This is a genomic window from Nonlabens sp. (assembly GCF_039941875.1).
GTDB lineage: Bacteria > Bacteroidota > Bacteroidia > Flavobacteriales > Flavobacteriaceae > Nonlabens.
The window spans coordinates 167,061-184,787 of sequence record NZ_JBDVDQ010000003.1 but is presented as its reverse complement, the minus strand read 5'-3'; the positions used below and the strand labels follow the sequence as shown (position 1 = coordinate 184,787).

General features: G+C 35.5%; 16 protein-coding genes. 12 read left to right on the top strand and 4 right to left on the bottom strand.

Features of this window, described 5'->3' with window-relative positions; translation table 11 throughout:
• The first annotated feature begins 280 nt into the window (after positions 1-280).
• Positions 281-745 (top strand): CYTH domain-containing protein, encoded by a 465-nt coding sequence (locus ABJF08_RS01240; RefSeq protein ID WP_348114233.1) that lies wholly within the window; start codon positions 281-283, stop codon positions 743-745.
• A gap of 19 nt (positions 746-764) precedes the next feature.
• On the opposite strand, the gene pbpC is transcribed toward ABJF08_RS01240, so the two are convergent.
• The 3 genes from pbpC to ABJF08_RS01225 all read right to left on the bottom strand — a co-directional run bounded on the left by pbpC (position 765) and on the right by ABJF08_RS01225 (position 6,656).
• Positions 765-3,152, bottom strand: a complete 2,388-nt coding sequence (gene pbpC / locus ABJF08_RS01235) for a penicillin-binding protein 1C (RefSeq protein ID WP_348114232.1) — start codon at positions 3,150-3,152, stop codon at positions 765-767.
• A 341-nt stretch (positions 3,153-3,493) separates the two neighbouring features.
• The gene (locus tag ABJF08_RS01230) at positions 3,494-4,264 is read right to left on the bottom strand and encodes an NAD(P)H-binding protein (RefSeq protein WP_348114231.1); all 771 of its coding nucleotides are present in this window, start codon (positions 4,262-4,264) and stop codon (positions 3,494-3,496) included.
• Positions 4,254-6,656, bottom strand: coding sequence for a M28 family peptidase (locus tag ABJF08_RS01225; protein ID WP_348114230.1), 2,403 nt, complete (start codon positions 6,654-6,656; stop codon positions 4,254-4,256). Before ABJF08_RS01225 ends, ABJF08_RS01230 begins: the two co-directional genes overlap by 11 nt.
• 350 nt (positions 6,657-7,006) lie before the next feature.
• Between ABJF08_RS01225 and ABJF08_RS01220 the strand changes: the two genes are divergently transcribed.
• The 6 genes from ABJF08_RS01220 (at position 7,007) to aat (ending at position 10,495) form a co-directional block, all read left to right on the top strand.
• The gene (locus ABJF08_RS01220) at positions 7,007-7,237 is read left to right on the top strand and encodes a hypothetical protein (protein ID WP_348114229.1); all 231 of its coding nucleotides are present in this window, start codon (positions 7,007-7,009) and stop codon (positions 7,235-7,237) included.
• A 93-nt stretch (positions 7,238-7,330) separates the two neighbouring features.
• A complete protein-coding gene (locus tag ABJF08_RS01215; RefSeq protein WP_348114228.1) occupies positions 7,331-8,182 on the top strand; it encodes a flavin reductase family protein in 852 nt (283 codons plus the stop codon).
• A gap of 7 nt (positions 8,183-8,189) precedes the next feature.
• Positions 8,190-8,564 carry a DUF3127 domain-containing protein gene (locus ABJF08_RS01210; RefSeq protein ID WP_348114227.1) on the top strand — a complete coding sequence of 125 codons (375 nt, stop codon included), beginning with the start codon at positions 8,190-8,192 and terminating at the stop codon, positions 8,562-8,564.
• Positions 8,565-8,649: 85 nt separating this feature from the next.
• On the top strand, positions 8,650-9,213 hold the full coding sequence (locus ABJF08_RS01205) for a hypothetical protein (RefSeq protein ID WP_348114226.1): 564 nt from the start codon (positions 8,650-8,652) through the stop codon (positions 9,211-9,213).
• 5 nt (positions 9,214-9,218) lie between these two features.
• The gene (locus ABJF08_RS01200) at positions 9,219-9,668 is read left to right on the top strand and encodes a GNAT family N-acetyltransferase (protein WP_348114225.1); all 450 of its coding nucleotides are present in this window, start codon (positions 9,219-9,221) and stop codon (positions 9,666-9,668) included.
• A 179-nt stretch (positions 9,669-9,847) separates the two neighbouring features.
• On the top strand, positions 9,848-10,495 hold the full coding sequence (aat, locus tag ABJF08_RS01195) for a leucyl/phenylalanyl-tRNA--protein transferase (RefSeq protein WP_348114224.1): 648 nt from the start codon (positions 9,848-9,850) through the stop codon (positions 10,493-10,495).
• A 94-nt stretch (positions 10,496-10,589) separates the two neighbouring features.
• Here the strand turns inward: aat and ABJF08_RS01190 are convergent, their stop codons facing one another.
• On the bottom strand, positions 10,590-11,153 hold the full coding sequence (locus ABJF08_RS01190) for a DNA-3-methyladenine glycosylase I (RefSeq protein WP_348114223.1): 564 nt from the start codon (positions 11,151-11,153) through the stop codon (positions 10,590-10,592).
• A 277-nt stretch (positions 11,154-11,430) separates the two neighbouring features.
• Between ABJF08_RS01190 and ABJF08_RS01185 the strand changes: the two genes are divergently transcribed.
• The 5 genes from ABJF08_RS01185 (at position 11,431) to ABJF08_RS01165 (ending at position 17,567) form a co-directional block, all read left to right on the top strand.
• Positions 11,431-11,922, top strand: a complete 492-nt coding sequence (locus tag ABJF08_RS01185) for a nuclear transport factor 2 family protein (RefSeq protein WP_348114222.1) — start codon at positions 11,431-11,433, stop codon at positions 11,920-11,922.
• A gap of 37 nt (positions 11,923-11,959) precedes the next feature.
• Positions 11,960-14,839 (top strand): prolyl oligopeptidase family serine peptidase, encoded by a 2,880-nt coding sequence (locus tag ABJF08_RS01180; RefSeq protein WP_348114221.1) that lies wholly within the window; start codon positions 11,960-11,962, stop codon positions 14,837-14,839.
• A 229-nt stretch (positions 14,840-15,068) separates the two neighbouring features.
• A complete protein-coding gene (locus ABJF08_RS01175) occupies positions 15,069-15,893 on the top strand; it encodes a hypothetical protein (RefSeq protein WP_348114220.1) in 825 nt (274 codons plus the stop codon).
• Between the two features lie 4 nt (positions 15,894-15,897).
• Positions 15,898-16,713 carry a hypothetical protein gene (locus ABJF08_RS01170; protein ID WP_348114219.1) on the top strand — a complete coding sequence of 272 codons (816 nt, stop codon included), beginning with the start codon at positions 15,898-15,900 and terminating at the stop codon, positions 16,711-16,713.
• A gap of 20 nt (positions 16,714-16,733) precedes the next feature.
• Entirely contained in the window at positions 16,734-17,567 is an 834-nt protein-coding gene (locus ABJF08_RS01165) for a hypothetical protein (protein WP_348114218.1), read from the top strand.
• The last annotated feature ends 160 nt before the right edge of the window (positions 17,568-17,727 follow it).

The following is a 17,727-nucleotide window of genomic DNA, read 5'->3' as shown; positions in this document are numbered from 1 at the left end:
TCTGTTGTAAAAAATGAAAAGAAAGTAGCGTTAAAAATAAAATTTGTTAATAATAGGAAAGGTTGAAATATTTTACTGAGCTCTTTATGTACACTTTGTGTATGATTAAGAAAATGTTTTAATTTTATTTAGCGCAATGAATGAAATTTTTAGACAGGTGTTCCACAGCCTAGATCTTTTTGGTTACTTTTTGGAGCAATGCGAAAAAGTAACAAATGCTAGAAATTATCAAAAAACCATAATACTCTAAATATTATATCTTGCAAAAACAACTAGACTCATGACCGAAATAGAACGCAAATTCTTACTTAAAAACACCGATTTCTTAAAAGACTTAAACGGAACTCGCATCACTCAAGGTTATCTTTCTACAGATAAAGAACGTACCGTGCGAGTGAGAATAAAAGGCGAGAAAGCTTTTCTAACTATCAAAGGAAAATCTAACGATAGTGGTCTATCTCGTTATGAATGGGAAAAATATATAGATTTAGAAGAAGCACAACAATTATTACGTCTTTGTTTGCCAGGCGTAATCGATAAAACCAGATATGAAATCCCTATAGAAAATCATACTTGGGAAATAGATATTTTTCACGGAGAAAATAACGGACTCACTCTAGCCGAAATCGAACTAGAATCTGAAACACAGTCTTTCTCAAAACCAGAGTGGATAGATAAGGAAGTGACTGGAGATGTGCGTTATTACAATTCTTATATTAGTGAGAAGCCTTTTTTTAAGTGGTAAGATTTCAAAAATAATGTAACTATTCAAACACCACATAAATCTTAGTATCATTACCATCTTCGTCTACTGCGGTAATTAATCGCTTTCCTTTCTTTCCTTCTATTGCTATTTCGTGAAAGTTTTTAGTAGCTCCTAAAAATTCATTATCCATATACCAGAACACCTCAACATCATTCTTTTTATGTGCAATCTCAAAGATGGCACTATTCAGCTCTCCATCTACGTTTTTAGTTAATGTAATCGTAGTGTTGTGTTTTGGCTTTATAAAACGCATAACATCTTCACTAGCAGGAATACAGTCCTCACGGTAATCTGGTAATGTTCTATAACTAGGGTTAGATCTAGCATAATAATAAGACATAACTGGCGGCAGTGAGAACCACGGTCGTGTTACAATTTGCGATGCTGGTTCACAATCTGCATTTACTTGATAGGTTCTCGTAGCGTCTAGATGAATGGATGTATGATAAGGACATGATTCAAACTTCTCTCCCATAGCCGGAATGTACTGATTTATAGACTCACATAACGGCGTGGCTAGATAACCAGATTGCTCGCAAGTTTGCACCTCTATCATGTCATCATAAGGTGGTGCAAACCATCGCTGTGCAGGCAGTCTATTGAATAAATCAAAAAGTACTGGAGCAGCGCTGTCTATTCCGGTCATTTGTGCACGTCCTTCTCCGTCTGCATTACCTGTCCAGACACCTATCACATATTTAGGCGTTACACCTATCGCCCAAGCATCGCGATTACCAAAACTCGTTCCTGTTTTCCATGCAATTTCTCTATCTGGATTAAAAAAGTGCCAGATTTCTTCACCTTGCGGTCTGTTTACCTTTTTCATGGCTTCAAAAGTGTGGTAAATACTTCCTGCACCATAGATGGATGGTTCTAGAGACCAGTTTATTTGCTCTGATGTTGATTTTTTTTCCGCTTTCGTATTTCGACTACGCTCCCTATGAACTCCAGCGGAATTACCATCTAAATAACTCAATCGATTCATGATTTCAGGATCGTACTGGCTGCTGTTTTCTGTATAGAGCTCTAGAGTTTTGGCCATGCTCAAATAAGCACGACTCATGTCCCAAAGACTGCTCTCGCCACCGCCTATAATAAGACTTAACCCATAAGTACCGGCGCCACGATTTATGTGAGATAATTTTAATTGTTGCAGTTTATTATAAAATCTAGGCACGGTATGTTCTCGCAGCATAAGTACAGCAGGTACATTTAAAGAACGTGATAATGCACGAGAGGCTGGTATAGCTCCAGTATATCTCTTATCATAATTCTCTGTAGAAAACCCATCGATAATAGTAGGTGTATCTTTTACAAGACTGTGTGGCAATAACTCGCCGTCATCGAGCATGGCAGCATATAAAAAAGGTTTTAATACACTACCGGTAGATCGAGGCGCGGTTATAATATCTACATCTTTACTGTGTTCACTAGTGGTAGGCGCATTACCTACATAGGCCGCTACGTTTTGTGTTTCTACATCTAGAACTAGCATAGCGAGGTTATTCACGCCATTTTGCTTTAAAATATGATGATGATTTTTTACAATGCGATTTACCGTTTCTTGCATTTCATAATCTATGCTGGTACGCAATTTTTGAGTTCCATATTCTTTATTAGCGCGTTGTAATAAATGTGGTGCAAGTTGTGGTACTCTAAAATCATGAACAGGTACATTTTCTGAAATAGCGAGTTCATAATCTGTTTCAGAGATGATGTGTTCTTCTTTTAATTTAAGCAATACCAGATCACGTTTTTCTTTGAGCAGGCTCTCTCTTTTACCAGGATAGACTAATCCTGGTGCATTGGGTAAAACTGCTAGTGTTGCACTTTCTGCCCAGCTGAGTTCGTGTGGTTTTCTCCCAAAATAGCGCCACGCCGCCATATCTAGACCGATTACATTACCACCATAAGGTGCATGAGATGCGTAGAGTTCTAGAATCTCTTCTTTAGAAAGGCGCAATTCTAATCGTGTTGCCCAGATAAGCTCGATAAACTTCTCATAATATTTGCGTTCTTGTTTGCGTGATAATCGTATCACTTGTTGGGTAATCGTACTACCACCACGCACAACTTTACCAGCCGATATGTTATCAACCATTGCTTTTCCAATAGAAACTGGATTAAAGCCTGGGTGGTCATAAAAGTGAGCGTCTTCATATTGTAAAAGACTTTGTTTATACCGATACGGGACGCTGTCTACTGCAGGAAATCGCCACTGCTCATCTCTAGCAATATGTGCGTCTAGCAACCTGCCGTCTTTACTTTCTATTACTGTAGAATAAGGAACATCAAATAATTTCTCTGGTAAACAAAAGGCATACCACACCAGTAATACAGCAAGTATACTGAGTTTGATTTTATGTTTATAGAGGAATTTTTTCAAGCTATGAAACTAAGGATTCTTTGAGTTTAAAGAACGTTAAAATCAAAGAATATGTTATCATAAAGAGCAATCTTTTAACTGATTTTCAGTGAAACTATTTAGTTTTCATAAGAGCAGATTTAAACAGTGCCAACATAAATAGTTGGCATGTCAAATCTTTTAAAATGCACACAACTAAAACTTCTTTCCTTAATTTCAAGGAAAAGTGGGCTAATTGGGGCTTGCAGAAATACGGTCAGAAAGGTAGAGCGGTGCTGGTGTTTTCTGTAAAATATGATTTATAGAAAATTTTCCATATCGCAAACACCCTTTGTCCTGCGGACATTTCCCTCAAGGGAAAATTATAAACCAGAAACAATCTTCTTACCTAAATTCCTATTATTCAATTCAAAAACAGGACTTTCTAACCCAAAATCCTTAGCAGCTTTTTGATAATAAATTTCCCTGCTTTCGTGAGGTTCACTGATTGCATGAATGATTGGACCATCGAACTCATCAGTAATTACTTTTAAAATTAAAGAATTAACATGATCTCTAGTGACTAGATTTACTGGCGCATCAGGATTTTTAACTTCTTTTCTACCTGCGAGATATTTTATAGGATGGCGATCTTCTCCTATTAAACCGCATGGTCTTATAATGACAGATTCATTTATCATTTCTTGAACGACCTTCTCTGCAGTGGTGATTTTTATACCATTATTATCTGTAGCATTAGGTAGAGAATTCTCATCATAACTAGGTATATCTTCTCGATCTTCAAAAACCGACGTGGACGATATAAAAATGACCTTACCTATTTCATACACTTGTACAAATCTCAAAAACATCTTGATTCTGTAAGCAAAATCACTTTCTGGATTCTTGCGCAATCCTGGTGGTATATCAATTACTAGAATATCTAAACCTTCTAAGAATCCTTGAACGTCTCCATAAATTTTATCTTCTTGTAGATCTACATGATATGATTCAATTCCATCTTCTGAAAGTTTTTTAAGCTTTTCAGAGTTTCTGGAAGTTCCTCTTACATTATACTTTTGGCTTTTTAGTTTTAAAGCAAGGTGATAACCTAACCAGCCACAGCCTAATACTCCTATTGTTTTACCCTGCATTTTCTGATGGTATAGGTATTACTGTAGATTTAGGTGCTGTTAACGTAATGGTTCTTTTTCTAAGAACAGCATCGTTAAGAACAAACGGCATAGACATATGATCTAGCGGTCGTTTACTTACTTTAAATTGTTCCTGTTCTAATAAATCAAAAGACGCAGCATAAACAATAATTTCTGGCTCAGTACTAGCATCAAAAGTGAGCTCCATTTCTAGTGCTGCATTATCGGTTACATAGTAACTTAAGAATCTATTTCCCCATCGATTGCTGAATGGTCGTTGATCATCACCACTTTTTCCAATCTCTAAACCATTCACAGTGGCTTTTTCAAAAGAATATTTATCGTCTGCAAAGGCCTCATATCTGTGTACAACACTTTCACTCATTACTTTAAACTTAACCGTACGCAAATCATTTACGGTAGAGTCTGCCGTTATTTCTAGTTGTATTTCTGGCAAGTTTTTATAATCCGTTTTTGCAGCATATGAGAATCCTGTTCCATATTTAGAATCGATGGAATTTGCATTTAATTCTTTTGCGCGTTGCGGTTCTGCACCCAGTTTTTCTTTTGTCCAGTCAGAAAGCACTTTATCATATGTTGCCCATTGTGCCGTATTATCGTCTTGATTGTGAACATAGACTAAGCTGGTAGGTTTGGGCTGTGTTTGTGAGAATTCCGCTTTCGCGAAAGCGAAACATAAACAAACAACGGTAGCTATTAATGAGCCAAAAGCAAGCAATCCTTTCTTGCGATAATGCCCTAAAATAGGAATCAATAAACCAAATAAAAGTGCACTTAGAACAGCTGCAACAAATAAAATCCCCATACCTAACGCGACTGGAAAAGCCTTAATAAACGGTGCGAAAACAAAAATCGCAGGAACGGCTAATATTAACAGTAGTATGTAACTAGGTCTTTTTTGATGAATATTGAGCCACAACATGACTAATCCTGCGAGTAATGGTACTAAAAAGAAACCTGCACCACCTAAATAGACATTAGGGATAAGACCGCCATCGTCTACAGGAAATGCTATTGCTAGAGAGATAATCCATAACAATACTAGTGGCGCGACACTTAAACTAGCGATGCGATCGCGATGGTAAAATTTATGGTATAAGAAAAATGAAACAGTAACTGCTGCAAATGCGGCTGTAGCAATCATCCAGTAACCGTTATATGGAAAAACGGTATTCATATCTACATAAAACTCGTTTGTTTTAACTGCAGCCCAGCCGTAATTACTTAATAAATAACCAATTACTAGACTACCTAAGAAGGGTATAAAACCACCGAAAAGATGTTTTAAAGTAATGCGCCTTTTACGTATTCCATGTACTATCAAAAGTAATAATAAAACACCGCTACCTATTATCAAAGCAGCCAGCCAGCTGAATGGGAACGTGACCATTTTAATTAATGGTAATGGAAAGTAAACGAGGTCTTCTCCTTTATCTACCATAACACGATCTGTCATATCTAGATTACTGAAATGAGATAGTAAAGGCATTAAATAAGAACCCTGATGTGCGAGTGTATTGCGGTCTAGTCTTTCATAAGTGTCCAGCTCTGTATGGTAATCAAAATGATCTCCTATAAAAGCAAAGTTTAAACCATTAATATCTCTGTCTTCTCTAAAAATGGTAAGATCTGTATCGTTAGGAATCATTTTATAGATACTGTAAGCAAGCGAGTTAGCTACTGGATAATCGGTACCTGCTGCAACAAATTCTTCTATAATCTTGCGGTTACCACCATTAGTTTCTACGAGCATATAACTAGGGCCACCACTACCACGTGCTTCAAAGTTGAGTACAAAACCTACATCTTTAGCCCATGGATGTTGATTTACAAAAAGACTTGCTCCATTAAGTCCTAGTTCTTCACCATCTGTAATACAAATGATAATATCGTTTTTAGGTTGCTTATTTTGTGCAAGAAAAGCTCGTACACCTTCTAGAATAGTGGCTACTCCACTACCGGCATCGCTCGCACCTTTACTAGAGTGTGGATCACTATCATAATGAGTTAGTAAAACCAGTGCTTTGTTATCTGGTTGAGAACCTTTTATTCGCGCAATAATATTTTCTGGTTGCGCCATATTTCCATTCCCACTGATATCGTATCCTTTTTGAGTAGTAACATTAAGTCCTAGTTTTGTGAACTCATCTTTTATATAATCTCTTACCTCATGATGTGCATTGCTTCCTACATAATGTGGTTTTAAAGAAATGGCTTTTACATGTTCTAGAGCTCTAGCCGTAGACCATTCAGTCGCTGGTAAATTATCTTCTACCTGTGCAGATGGTGTCTGACTGTGAAAAGCGTACCAAATCATTAGAATAATGACTACAAATGATGCGGCAGAGGTAAGGTGAGACTTGGCTCTCATGTTTTATGTTTTTTGGGAAATGGAAAGTTAAGGAAAATTCAGAAACCTTTCCGTAGCCTTAAAGGGTAGGTTTGTTTTGAATTTGAACTCGAACTCGAAATCTTATGCTATCAATTTTGTGGAAAGTTTACTCTTGTGCAAACACCCTTTGCCTATCGGCATTTCCCTCAAAGGGAAAATCATTTCAAAATAAAATAAATATCTAATCAAATTTGTTTCTTTTGGCATTGGAAAATCTGTCGTGAAAAATGAAAAGAGTGTAGTGTTAAAAAGAAAAATTGTTGAGTGCACAAATAGCTTAAGTGTCCTAAATAACAGTATATCATTACATTACTTATTTAATAAACTTCATGGCTTTATTTTTCTTTAACGTAACGATTGAAATTTTTAGACAGGTGTTCCACAGCCTAGATCTTTTTGGTTACTTTTTGGAGCAATGCGAAAAAGTAACAATAGCCGAAAGCGAAGAAAAATGTTATTACTCAACCGCAAATACTCTTTATTATGAAGTCATTTCCCTAAAAGGAAAAATTATAAAAAAACATCTCTACGATAATATGGAAATCTGTCATGCAGTATAATGACATCATTTGTTTTAACACTAGTTGTACTTAAATTTTAAGAATGATATTCTCAATTAAAATAGTAACTTTGTATCTTATCAAAATCAAGACTTGAAACTTAACCCTAAAGATATAGAAACGTCTCAACTTCACGGCATTATGCTAGGAGCTGTGCAACCACGACCTATTGCATTTGCAAGTACTGTGGATGAAAATGGAAAGGTAAATTTATCGCCGTACTCATTTTTTAATGTGTTTAGTGCAAATCCGCCGGTGATGATATTTTCTCCTGCGAGACGTGTGAGAAATAATACGGTAAAACATACATTACTTAATGCAAAAGCTACTGGCGAGGTAGTGATTAACATTGTAAATTATGACATCGTACAACAAATGTCATTATCCAGCACTGAGTATGCTGAAGGTGTAAATGAATTTGAAAAGTCTGGTCTTACTGAACTAAAAAGTGATCTGGTAGCTCCACCACGCGTGGCAGAAAGTCCGGTACAATTTGAGTGTAAAGTAAAAGAAATCGTAGAGCTAGGTCAAGAAGGTGGCGCTGGTAACCTTATCATATGTGAGGTGGTTATGGTGCATGTAAATGACAAGGTTCTAGATGGTGATAATAAAATAGACCCTTTTAAAATCGACACGGTTGCAAGAATGGGTGGTAACTGGTACTGCCGCTCTAAAGACGCCATGTTTGAGGTAGCAAAACCGTTATCTAAATTAGGTGTAGGTGTTGACGCATTACCTGATCATGCTAGAAATAGTGATATCCTAACAGGAAACGATCTAGGTAAACTAGGAAATATTGAAATTATACCAGAGCAGGAAGAGGTGGTAGCTTTCGCGAAAGCGGAACAACTATTCAATCTTTCTACAACAGAAAAACATAACAAAGCAAAAGAGTTTATCGCTAAAGGAGAAATTCTTACAGCGTGGAAATATTTATTACAATAGAGAGAACATGGAAGTACAAGGAAAAATTAAAATAATAGGAGAAACTAAGACATTCGGTGCAAATGGTTTCCAGAAACGTGAATTAGTAGTAACTACTGAAGAGCAATACCCACAACACTTGATGATCGAGTTTGTACAGGATAAAACAAACTTATTAGACTCATTTAATGTAGGTGAGCCAGTAAAAGTAGGTATTAATTTAAGAGGTCGTGAGTGGCAGTCTCCACAAGGAGAGACTAAATACTTTAACTCTATCGCAGGATGGAGAATTGAAAAAGTAGGCGCACAAGCACCAGCTGGAGCACCAGAAGTACCACCATTTGATGAGTATGAGCCAGTCTCTAACTCAAAGAATGAAGATCATGATGATTTACCTTTCTAGGTAATTACCATATTAAAATACTTAAAAAAGCAGCAGGTTTATTCTTGCTGCTTTTTTTGTTTGATAAATCTGCTAAATTTGTGCCATGGAAAGCCTGAGTAAAAATCCATTTTTTGAAATACTAAGTCATTTACCAGCTTATGGTAAAATGTATATTCCTATTCCAAAAAGAAATCTCGCTGAAGGATTAGTGGTAGAGTTCACTAAAGATAATGGTAACACTTGGATTGCTAATTTTGAAATTAGCAATGATAAAGAATCGATCAGTTTCGTTTCTGAATTATCAAATTACAAAGAGGTTATTGTAATAACAAATGAAACTGCATATCTCATAGATAGAAATGTGGAATCACCAGTTTTGGTATTTAAAGATTTGTTTCAAAAGGCCTTTCAGATTGACAGCTTTGTTGTTCTGATATGTAATGACTCTATTACAATAGTTAAAAATTCTAAAGAAATTAAATTTATAGATAATTTAAATTTTATGTCAAGTCATGATATATCGTTAGGGAAAGATTGTATCAACGTTAAAATACCCAATAATAGTTTAGCTATTTATCAAACTCATACTGTTAGACTAAGTGAAATAAAATTTGATGATTTACATTCTTCTAATTATTATCAAGCTCATAAAATAATTGAAGATTAAAAACTATGCTCCACCTCAAACGCACCACTTCAGAAAATAAAGATTTCCTGTCCTTAATAAGACAACTCGATGCTTTTCTTGCTATAACTGATGGTGACGAACATGATTTCTACAACCAATTCAACAGTACTAAAGGTTTACAGCATGTACTAGTTACATATATAGATGATGCAGCCGTAGGTTGTGGTGCTATTAGAAAATATGACGAGCAAACTATGGAAGTAAAAAGGATGTTTACCACTGCTCAAAGTCGTGGTAATGGCGTCGCTTCTCAAGTTCTAAAAGAGCTAGAAAAATGGTCTCTAGAATTAGGTTATAAAAAATGTGTGCTCGAGACAGGAACAAGGCAACTGGAAGCAATTGCTCTTTATAAGAAAAACGGTTATCAATTAATTCCTTGCTATGGACAGTATTTGAATGTTGAGAATAGTTTGTGTTTTGAGAAAATCATGTAGCATACTGACCTATAAAAAATATAAAATCCCGACTTTCTCAAGATCGGGATTTCCTAATTTAATAGGTTAGTCTTCAAACAAACTCAAAAAAAAGCAATGATGAAAATAAATTTAAATTTGAAGACCATTCAAATATTGTTAATTTTGAGGGCTTTTCCAAACTTAAACTACTATTTATCTTGCATTTACTTGACGATTCTTTAATTTTCCCTGATCCTAGTGATGCTCCAGATCATGGACTTGCTGCTATAGGTGGTGATTTAAGTATAGAACGATTACTACTTGCTTACCATTCTGGTTTTTTTCCATGGTACAATGATGGAGAACCTATTTGCTGGTGGAGTCCTGATCCTAGAATGGTATTTGATCTGACCTCTGACACACCTATGCGTATTACTAAATCTATGCGACAGAGCAAGCGCAACCGTGGATATGAGATAAGAGAAAACACTTGTTTTAAAGAGGTGATGCAACATTGCGGTAAAATAAAACGCAATGATCAAGATGGCACGTGGATTAATGACGACATGCTACAGGCTTATCAAAATCTTCATGAACTAGGGCATGCAAAAAGCATAGAAGTTTTTAAAGACAACCAGCTCGTGGGCGGACTCTATGGTATGGACTTGCCAGATAAAGGTATTTTTTGTGGCGAGAGTATGTTTGCACTATCTACTGATGCTAGTAAAATTGCCTTTATGTATCTCGTAGAAAAGCTACAAGGACTTAATTATAGGCTTATCGATGCTCAAGTTTATAACGATCATTTAGATAGTCTAGGTGGTATAGAGATGGATCGAGAAGTATTTTTGAGTCATTTGAGATAATTACTCATTATATAATCATTTGAATTTTAATAGATAATGTGCTTGTAATTATTCCGCTTTCGCGAAAGCGAGAACCATAAAAACCAATTGGTATTTACACCTCATCATACCTAAAACAATTTACTTCGTGATCGTTTACCATACCAGTCGCCTGCATGAACGCGTACATTATGGTAGAGCCCACAAATTTAAATCCGCGTTTTTTGAGATCTTTAGAAATTTGGTCTGACAGCGGTGTATTAGCTGGCGATTCTTTATAATTTTGCACCGTGTTTTTAATTGGTTTACCGTCTACATAGGCCCAAATATATTTAGAAAAGCTACCGTACTCTTTTTGGATTTCTATAAACAGCTGTGCATTATTGATAATAGATTTCACCTTTAATTTATTGCGTATGATTCCTGCATTTTGAAGTAACTCATCCTGTTTTGCCTGGTCATAAGCAGCTATTTTTTCTATGTTAAATTGATCTAGGGCATCAAAATAATTATCTCGCTTTTTAAGAATCGTTATCCAGCTTAAACCTGCCTGCATGGTTTCTAGAATTAAGAATTCAAATAGCGTCTGGTCGTCATAAACTGGCCTACCCCATTCCTTATCATGATAAGATTCATAAAGATCATCGCCCAGGCACCAGCCACATTTATGTTTTTCCATTTTTAGTTTAATTGAGATAATTGAAGGAATAATTGAGATCCAAAATAAAATAAAGGTCCCACAATTAGTGTAAACAGTAATGCTTTTGCATTATTCATTTTCAGCAAGAATTTAAATATTAAAAAGCAAATACCGAGTATAAAATAGAACGACAGTATACTGATTAATGAGCCGAATAAGAACGCTTCTTGAAGATCCATAATATTATTTATTCAAATTTAGGGATTCTAGACAGTTCGCATTAAGAATAACGATTCTATCTTTATCTTTACTACCTATGAAACAGTTTCTATTACTTCTATCCGTTATTTTAATCTCTAGTTGCGCAACTCAAAAAGCCATTAATCCTAATGTCGTAGAGCCATCTATAGATGCCTGGCATGAGGCAGCTGCACAAGCTGATTTTAAAAAGTATTTTGACCTGATGACGGCAGATGGCGTTTTTATAGGAACTGATGCGACAGAAAATTGGCAAATTGCAGAGTTCAAGGCATTTTCAAAACCTTTTTTTGACAAAGGAAAAGCCTGGTCCTTTACAACATTAGAACGTCATGTATACTCACAAAACAGTATCGTTTACTTTGACGAATTACTCGACACTCAAATGGGAATATGCCGTGGTAGCGGTGTTATGAAAATGGAAGATGGTAAGTGGAAAATCGCTCACTACGTACTATCTATCGCTGTGCCTAATGAAAATGTATCCTCACTTACTCAACTAAAAAAAGAATGGGATGCAGAGTATATGAAAAAACTGCGCGCTCAATAAAACACTTACTCTTCTTTACTATTACTAGTCTCTTATTATGAAAAACCTACTCCTACTACTAGCTTTTATTATTTCTATTACTGCAATAGCTCAAAAAAAAGCCCTTACTCATGCCGATTATGACCTGTGGAAACGCGCTTCTAAAACTGAAATCTCGCCTAACGGTAATCTCGTTGCTATAAGTGTTGTTACTGCAACAGGAGCTGGTGATGGTTATCTAGAAATACACAACATCGCAAAAAACACGAAGCATACTTTTTTTAACGGTATAGCCCCACAAATAAGTGCCGATGAAAAATTTATTTATTTCCTTCAAAAACCAGCATACCAAAAACTGAGAAAAGAAAAGAAAAAAGAAGTTAGTAAAAATGAGCAATCAAAAAACACCTTTATGGTTTATGACGTTGCTGCAGGAACTATAGTAGACTCTATACAAAGGGTGAAAAGTTATGAAGCTAGTGATAAACGTAATGACTTTTTAATTTTAGAGAAATTTAAAGATCTCAAACCAAAAAAGAAAAAGGACACAGTCGCAGTAAAAGAAGAAAAAGCACCTTTAAAAGAAACTAAAAGAGAGAAAAGACGCCGCTTAAAAAAAGAACAAGAAGAATTATCAAAAAGGCTTAAGGAACTTAAAAAAGAAGAACCTAAGGAGGAAAAAATAGACTTTACTAAAGAGGATTATCTAATCGTCTACCAGCCTTTTTCTAAAGCAAAAGATAGTATCGACAGTTTTAAAGATTATGAAATGCCGAGAGAAGGTACTGGTTTTATCTATTCACGAGAACAAGGCAAAAAGAAAAAAGACCATGGAGTTTATTACTATAACCTCTCTACTAGAACATCTACACCACTTATAGAAAATGCATGGAGATATAAAGATCTCGCTATAGATAAATATGGAAAGCAACTGGCTTATAAAGTTGCACTAGATAGCGCCTCTACAGACTCTTTAAAGTTCGAATTATATTATCATAAAGACTTTAAATCTTATACTAGGCAGTTAGGATATGGTGACGGTAACATTAAAAAAGGCTGGAAATTAACTGAAAAAAGAAAAGCTGTATTCTCAGAAAGTGGAAAACGTCTTTTATTTTATGTTCAACCTAAAATAGAATATACCATAGACACCACTCTCATGGAAGAAGAGATCGCACAGGTAGATGTATGGAATTATAAGGACCGCATGACACAACCAGAGCAAAAAACACGTTTTTCTAGTTTAGAAAACAAATCTGCAACGGTGGTATGGGATACTGAAAAAGGATCTATTCAGTTTCTTAATGATTATGAAATGAGTGATACAGACTGGGATAATGACCTAGATGGAAACTATATTATTTATGCAAATAATGATAAATATGATGTATCTAGATCTTGGGAATACCCCTGGAGATCTGACTACCTCGTAGAGAATTTAAAAACACGTAGTAAAAAATTTATCATCAATAACTCTGGTAGTTATCCTATTAGAAACCCAGAAAACACGCATGTCATCTACTTTAATTTTGACACGCAAGACTGGCACATGATGAATCTAGAAACGCAAATAGGTAAAAACCTCACTAAGTTTCTAGAAGTAAGCTTTGCAAATGAAGATGATGACCACCCTGCACTAGCAAATGCTCATGGCTTTGGAGGTTTTGATAAAGACGGTTTTGCACTAGTATATGATAAATATGACGTATGGAGACTCGATGTAAATGGTGTTTTACCACCAGAAAACCTAACTAAAACAGGTCGTCAAAATAAAATTACTTACCGAACAGAAAACCTAGACAGAGAACATCGCGACCAGGCGACTTACTTAAATGATCAATTGATCCTTGCTGCCTTTGACCATCGCACAAAAGCAAATTCTATAATGACACTAGGTGCAAATGGTATCGAGCCTCTTTATGAGGTAAGTGATCGTAATGTTACCGCTTTCGCGAAAGCGGAAAACTCAAACACCTTATTAATAAGATCTGGTAATTTTACAGATTATCCAGATGTGGAATACGTAAATACTCAAGTTAAAAAAACACTCACAGATATAAATCCGCAACAGAAGGACTTTAAATGGGGAACCGTAGAATTATTTGAATGGAATGCATATAATGGCGTGCCGTTAGAAGGGTTGATCTATAAGCCAGAAGATTTTGACCCAAAGAAGAAATATCCTATGATCGTTTATTTCTACGAGAAATATTCTGAAAGATTGCACGATTATAAATCTCCATTACCTAGTGCAAGCACCGTTAATTTTTCTTACCTCACTAGTAATGATTATATAGTTTTTGTGCCAGACATAGTTTACAAAGATGGACACCCAGGGCAAAGTGCATATAATTGTATCATTTCTGGAACTGAAGCTGTAGAAAAATTAGGCTATGTAGATTCTAACAAAATGGCTTTACAAGGGCAAAGCTGGGGTGGTTATCAAACGGCATATCTAGTTACTAGAACTAACAAATATGCTGCAGCCATGGCTGGCGCACCTGTATCAAATATGACTAGTGCTTATGGAGGTATACGATGGGGCAGCGGTTTAAGTAGAGCATTTCAATATGAAAAAACACAAACCAGAATAGGAAAAAACCTTTGGGACGGATTAGACCTCTATATAGAAAACTCTCCATTATTTCAAATCCCTAAAATAGAGACTCCTTTATTAATGATGCACAATGATGCAGATGGTGCTGTACCGTATTATCAAGGTATAGAAATGTTTATGGGTATGCGCAGATTAGGAAAACCGTCATGGTTACTAGTTTATAATAACGAGGCTCACAATCTACGTAAGATGAAAAACAAAAGGGATCTGTCTGTTAGAATGATGCAGTTCTTTGATCATTATCTTAAAGGTGTTACAGAACCTACATGGATGCAAGAAGGCTTATCTAGAGATAAAAAAGGTAAGCAGACTGGATATTAATAGATGAATAAAAAATAAATATTGCATTTGAACATTCATTATACGTGATACTTATGTCATGTGTTTTGAATGTTTAGTTATGAAATCGTGATACATGGTAATTACATTGCGCTAACAGCAATTTGAATTGCCATGATTAAGGTGGTCTATATTATTAACCTAATAAAAACCTACTTGTCATGAAGAAAAATAAGATTATGTCACAGACATGAATCTAAAACATAACTTTATGCAGCGTATCTATTTTATATTATTTCTGTTTATTTCATATACTTCTATTTCCACACTCCATGCTCAAGTGGGTATCAACACAAATACCCCTGACGAAAGTTCTATACTAGATATTACCTCTTTAAATAAAGGAGTCCTTATTCCTAGGATTTCTCTCACTGGCTCTCAAGATCTTAGTACTATTACTCTCAAAGTAGGTGAAACTAAGCCCGCAACTGGCTTATTAATTTACAATACTGCTACTACCATCAACGGTCTAAATAGAGTCTCTCCAGGTTTTTATTACTATGAAGGCACAAAATGGGCTCGATTACACGACGAGGGCTACCGTCTAGAATTTAAACAAACTGCCGAGGTTCTTACCGACAATAATCCGAACACTTTTATTGCATTACCAGGTCTAGATACAGGAACTATTACATTTCCTTATGCAGGCATTTATAAGATTTCAGGTAATGGATATTATTCTGCAGGTCCACAAACTGGTAATGGAGATGGAGTTTCTATAGGCTCACTTGCATTAGAAATGGAAGTAAATGGAACACCTACTATAGTTAAGGAACGTTTTGTTTCTGCTGTATCACTTGATTTAGGAAACAATACTCGTTTTGACACTTTAGGGCAACAAGTCTCGTACACTTTTAATTTTGAAGCAAATACTTCTGATAGTTATCGATTCACTGCAAAAGGTAGAGAATGGAATGCTCACAACACATCTACAACAGGTTATTTTGGTAGAGATTCTGATGGATTTACAAGATCCAATCAACAGAATGAAGCATTCAGAGGCTCTTTAATAATTACCTTAATTGAACAATTTTAAAGTTATGAATAAACTATTACTTATTATCTCCTGTCTTATCTCTATCCTTATAAATGGTACCTACTTAAATGCTCAAGTAGGAGTAAATACAAATAGTGTAGATCCTAGTGCTGTATTAGAAGTTACCTCAACTGATAAGGGTATTCTTATACCTCGAGTAGCATTAGTCGCCTCAGATAATGTTGTCACCCCAATAACTAATCCAGCAGCTGGACTTTTTGTTTTTAATACTGCGACCTCTAGTACACCTAGTTCAAACAGTGTTTCTCCTGGATATTATTATTTTAATGGTATTAGATGGAAACGTATTTTTAATAATGGATTTACTCTAGAATTTAAACAAACAGCAGAGCTTATGGGCTTAGTAAGTTCACAAGCGCTACCTGTTCCTGGTCTCGATACTGGAAGATTTACAGTACCATTTAAAGGAACCTATCAAATTAGTGTTACTTGTTATTATACAGCAGGTGATCCTATAAATAATTCTGACGCGGCCTGTCAAGGAGATTTTAGACTCTACCAAGTAGAAGATGATAATAGCCGTACTTTTTTAGAAATGGCATATTCCATGTCAGAATCTAAATTTATTCCTCAAGCACCTGGAGAATTCAATAATCTAGGTAATCAATTTACATTAATTCATAATATTGATCTGGAGGCAAATACTAGTTATCAATTTTTAGTGGCCGGCAGTCAGTGGTTATGTCACAATACAAATGTGAGTTATTTTGGAAAAGACACAAGTAATTATGAAGGTTCAAATGGAGTTAGTGAAGGTCAGTATGGAGAGCTAACCATTTCTTTAGTAGAACAAAAGTAATCATCTCAAAAAATTAAATTATGAAATCAAGTTATATATACTCTTGTGTTCTTATTATTTTATTCTCATTTACATCTAAGGCACAAGTAGGCATAGCTACGTCCACGTTAGATGCAGGAGCTATTTTTCAGGTGGAAAGCAATGATAAAGGGGTTTTAATTCCACGCATTAATTTAACTTCTACAATAGACCAAGTCACTATAACAAATCCAGCTATAGGGCTTATGATATATAATACCAGTACCGTAACAATAAACGGTAATGATACATCAGTAACTCCAGGCCTTTACTATTGGGATGGCAATAAATGGACTCGCATATTTACACAAGGATGGAGCAGACAGTTTACCCAAACTTCACAAAATGTGGTTAATACACTAGGAGATATACCCATTAACGGACTAGACCAGAATATCATTGTTCCTTCTACAGGTATATATAGAGTTTCTGTCACTTCTTATTTTGGCGCTGCCCAAGTTCGAAATACAAATCAATTTGATGAAAATGTTGCAACAGCTTCTATACGTCTAGATATAGACGGTACGACCATTGCCGAAAAGCTTATTCCTACGTTTTCAAAATTTGTAGACGATACAGCTACTGGAGGCAATGGATCTATAAACTTCTTTGCTTTATCTAGACAGGCTGTATTTCATAAAGATGTAGAACTTATTGCAGGCCAGAGTTATAATTTTAATGTTATAGGTAGGTTATGGGATTGGTCTAACGTAAATCCAGCAGTAGGCGGTTTTACTTATTTTGGCTTGAACACGTCACTTTATGCTCGTAATCCAGGACTAACCGACGATGCTTCTCGTACTAAACTCACAATTAACCTTGTACAACAGTACTAAAATAGTACTCTGTTTCTATTGGTGACATCGATAAAAAACATGTTTTGTTGACTATAATGACCATAAAAGACTATAAAACTTTATAATTTAAGGGTTTTGACCCAAAAGGTTATGAAATCGTGATATTCGAGCATTATATTGCATTATCTATAATGTTACC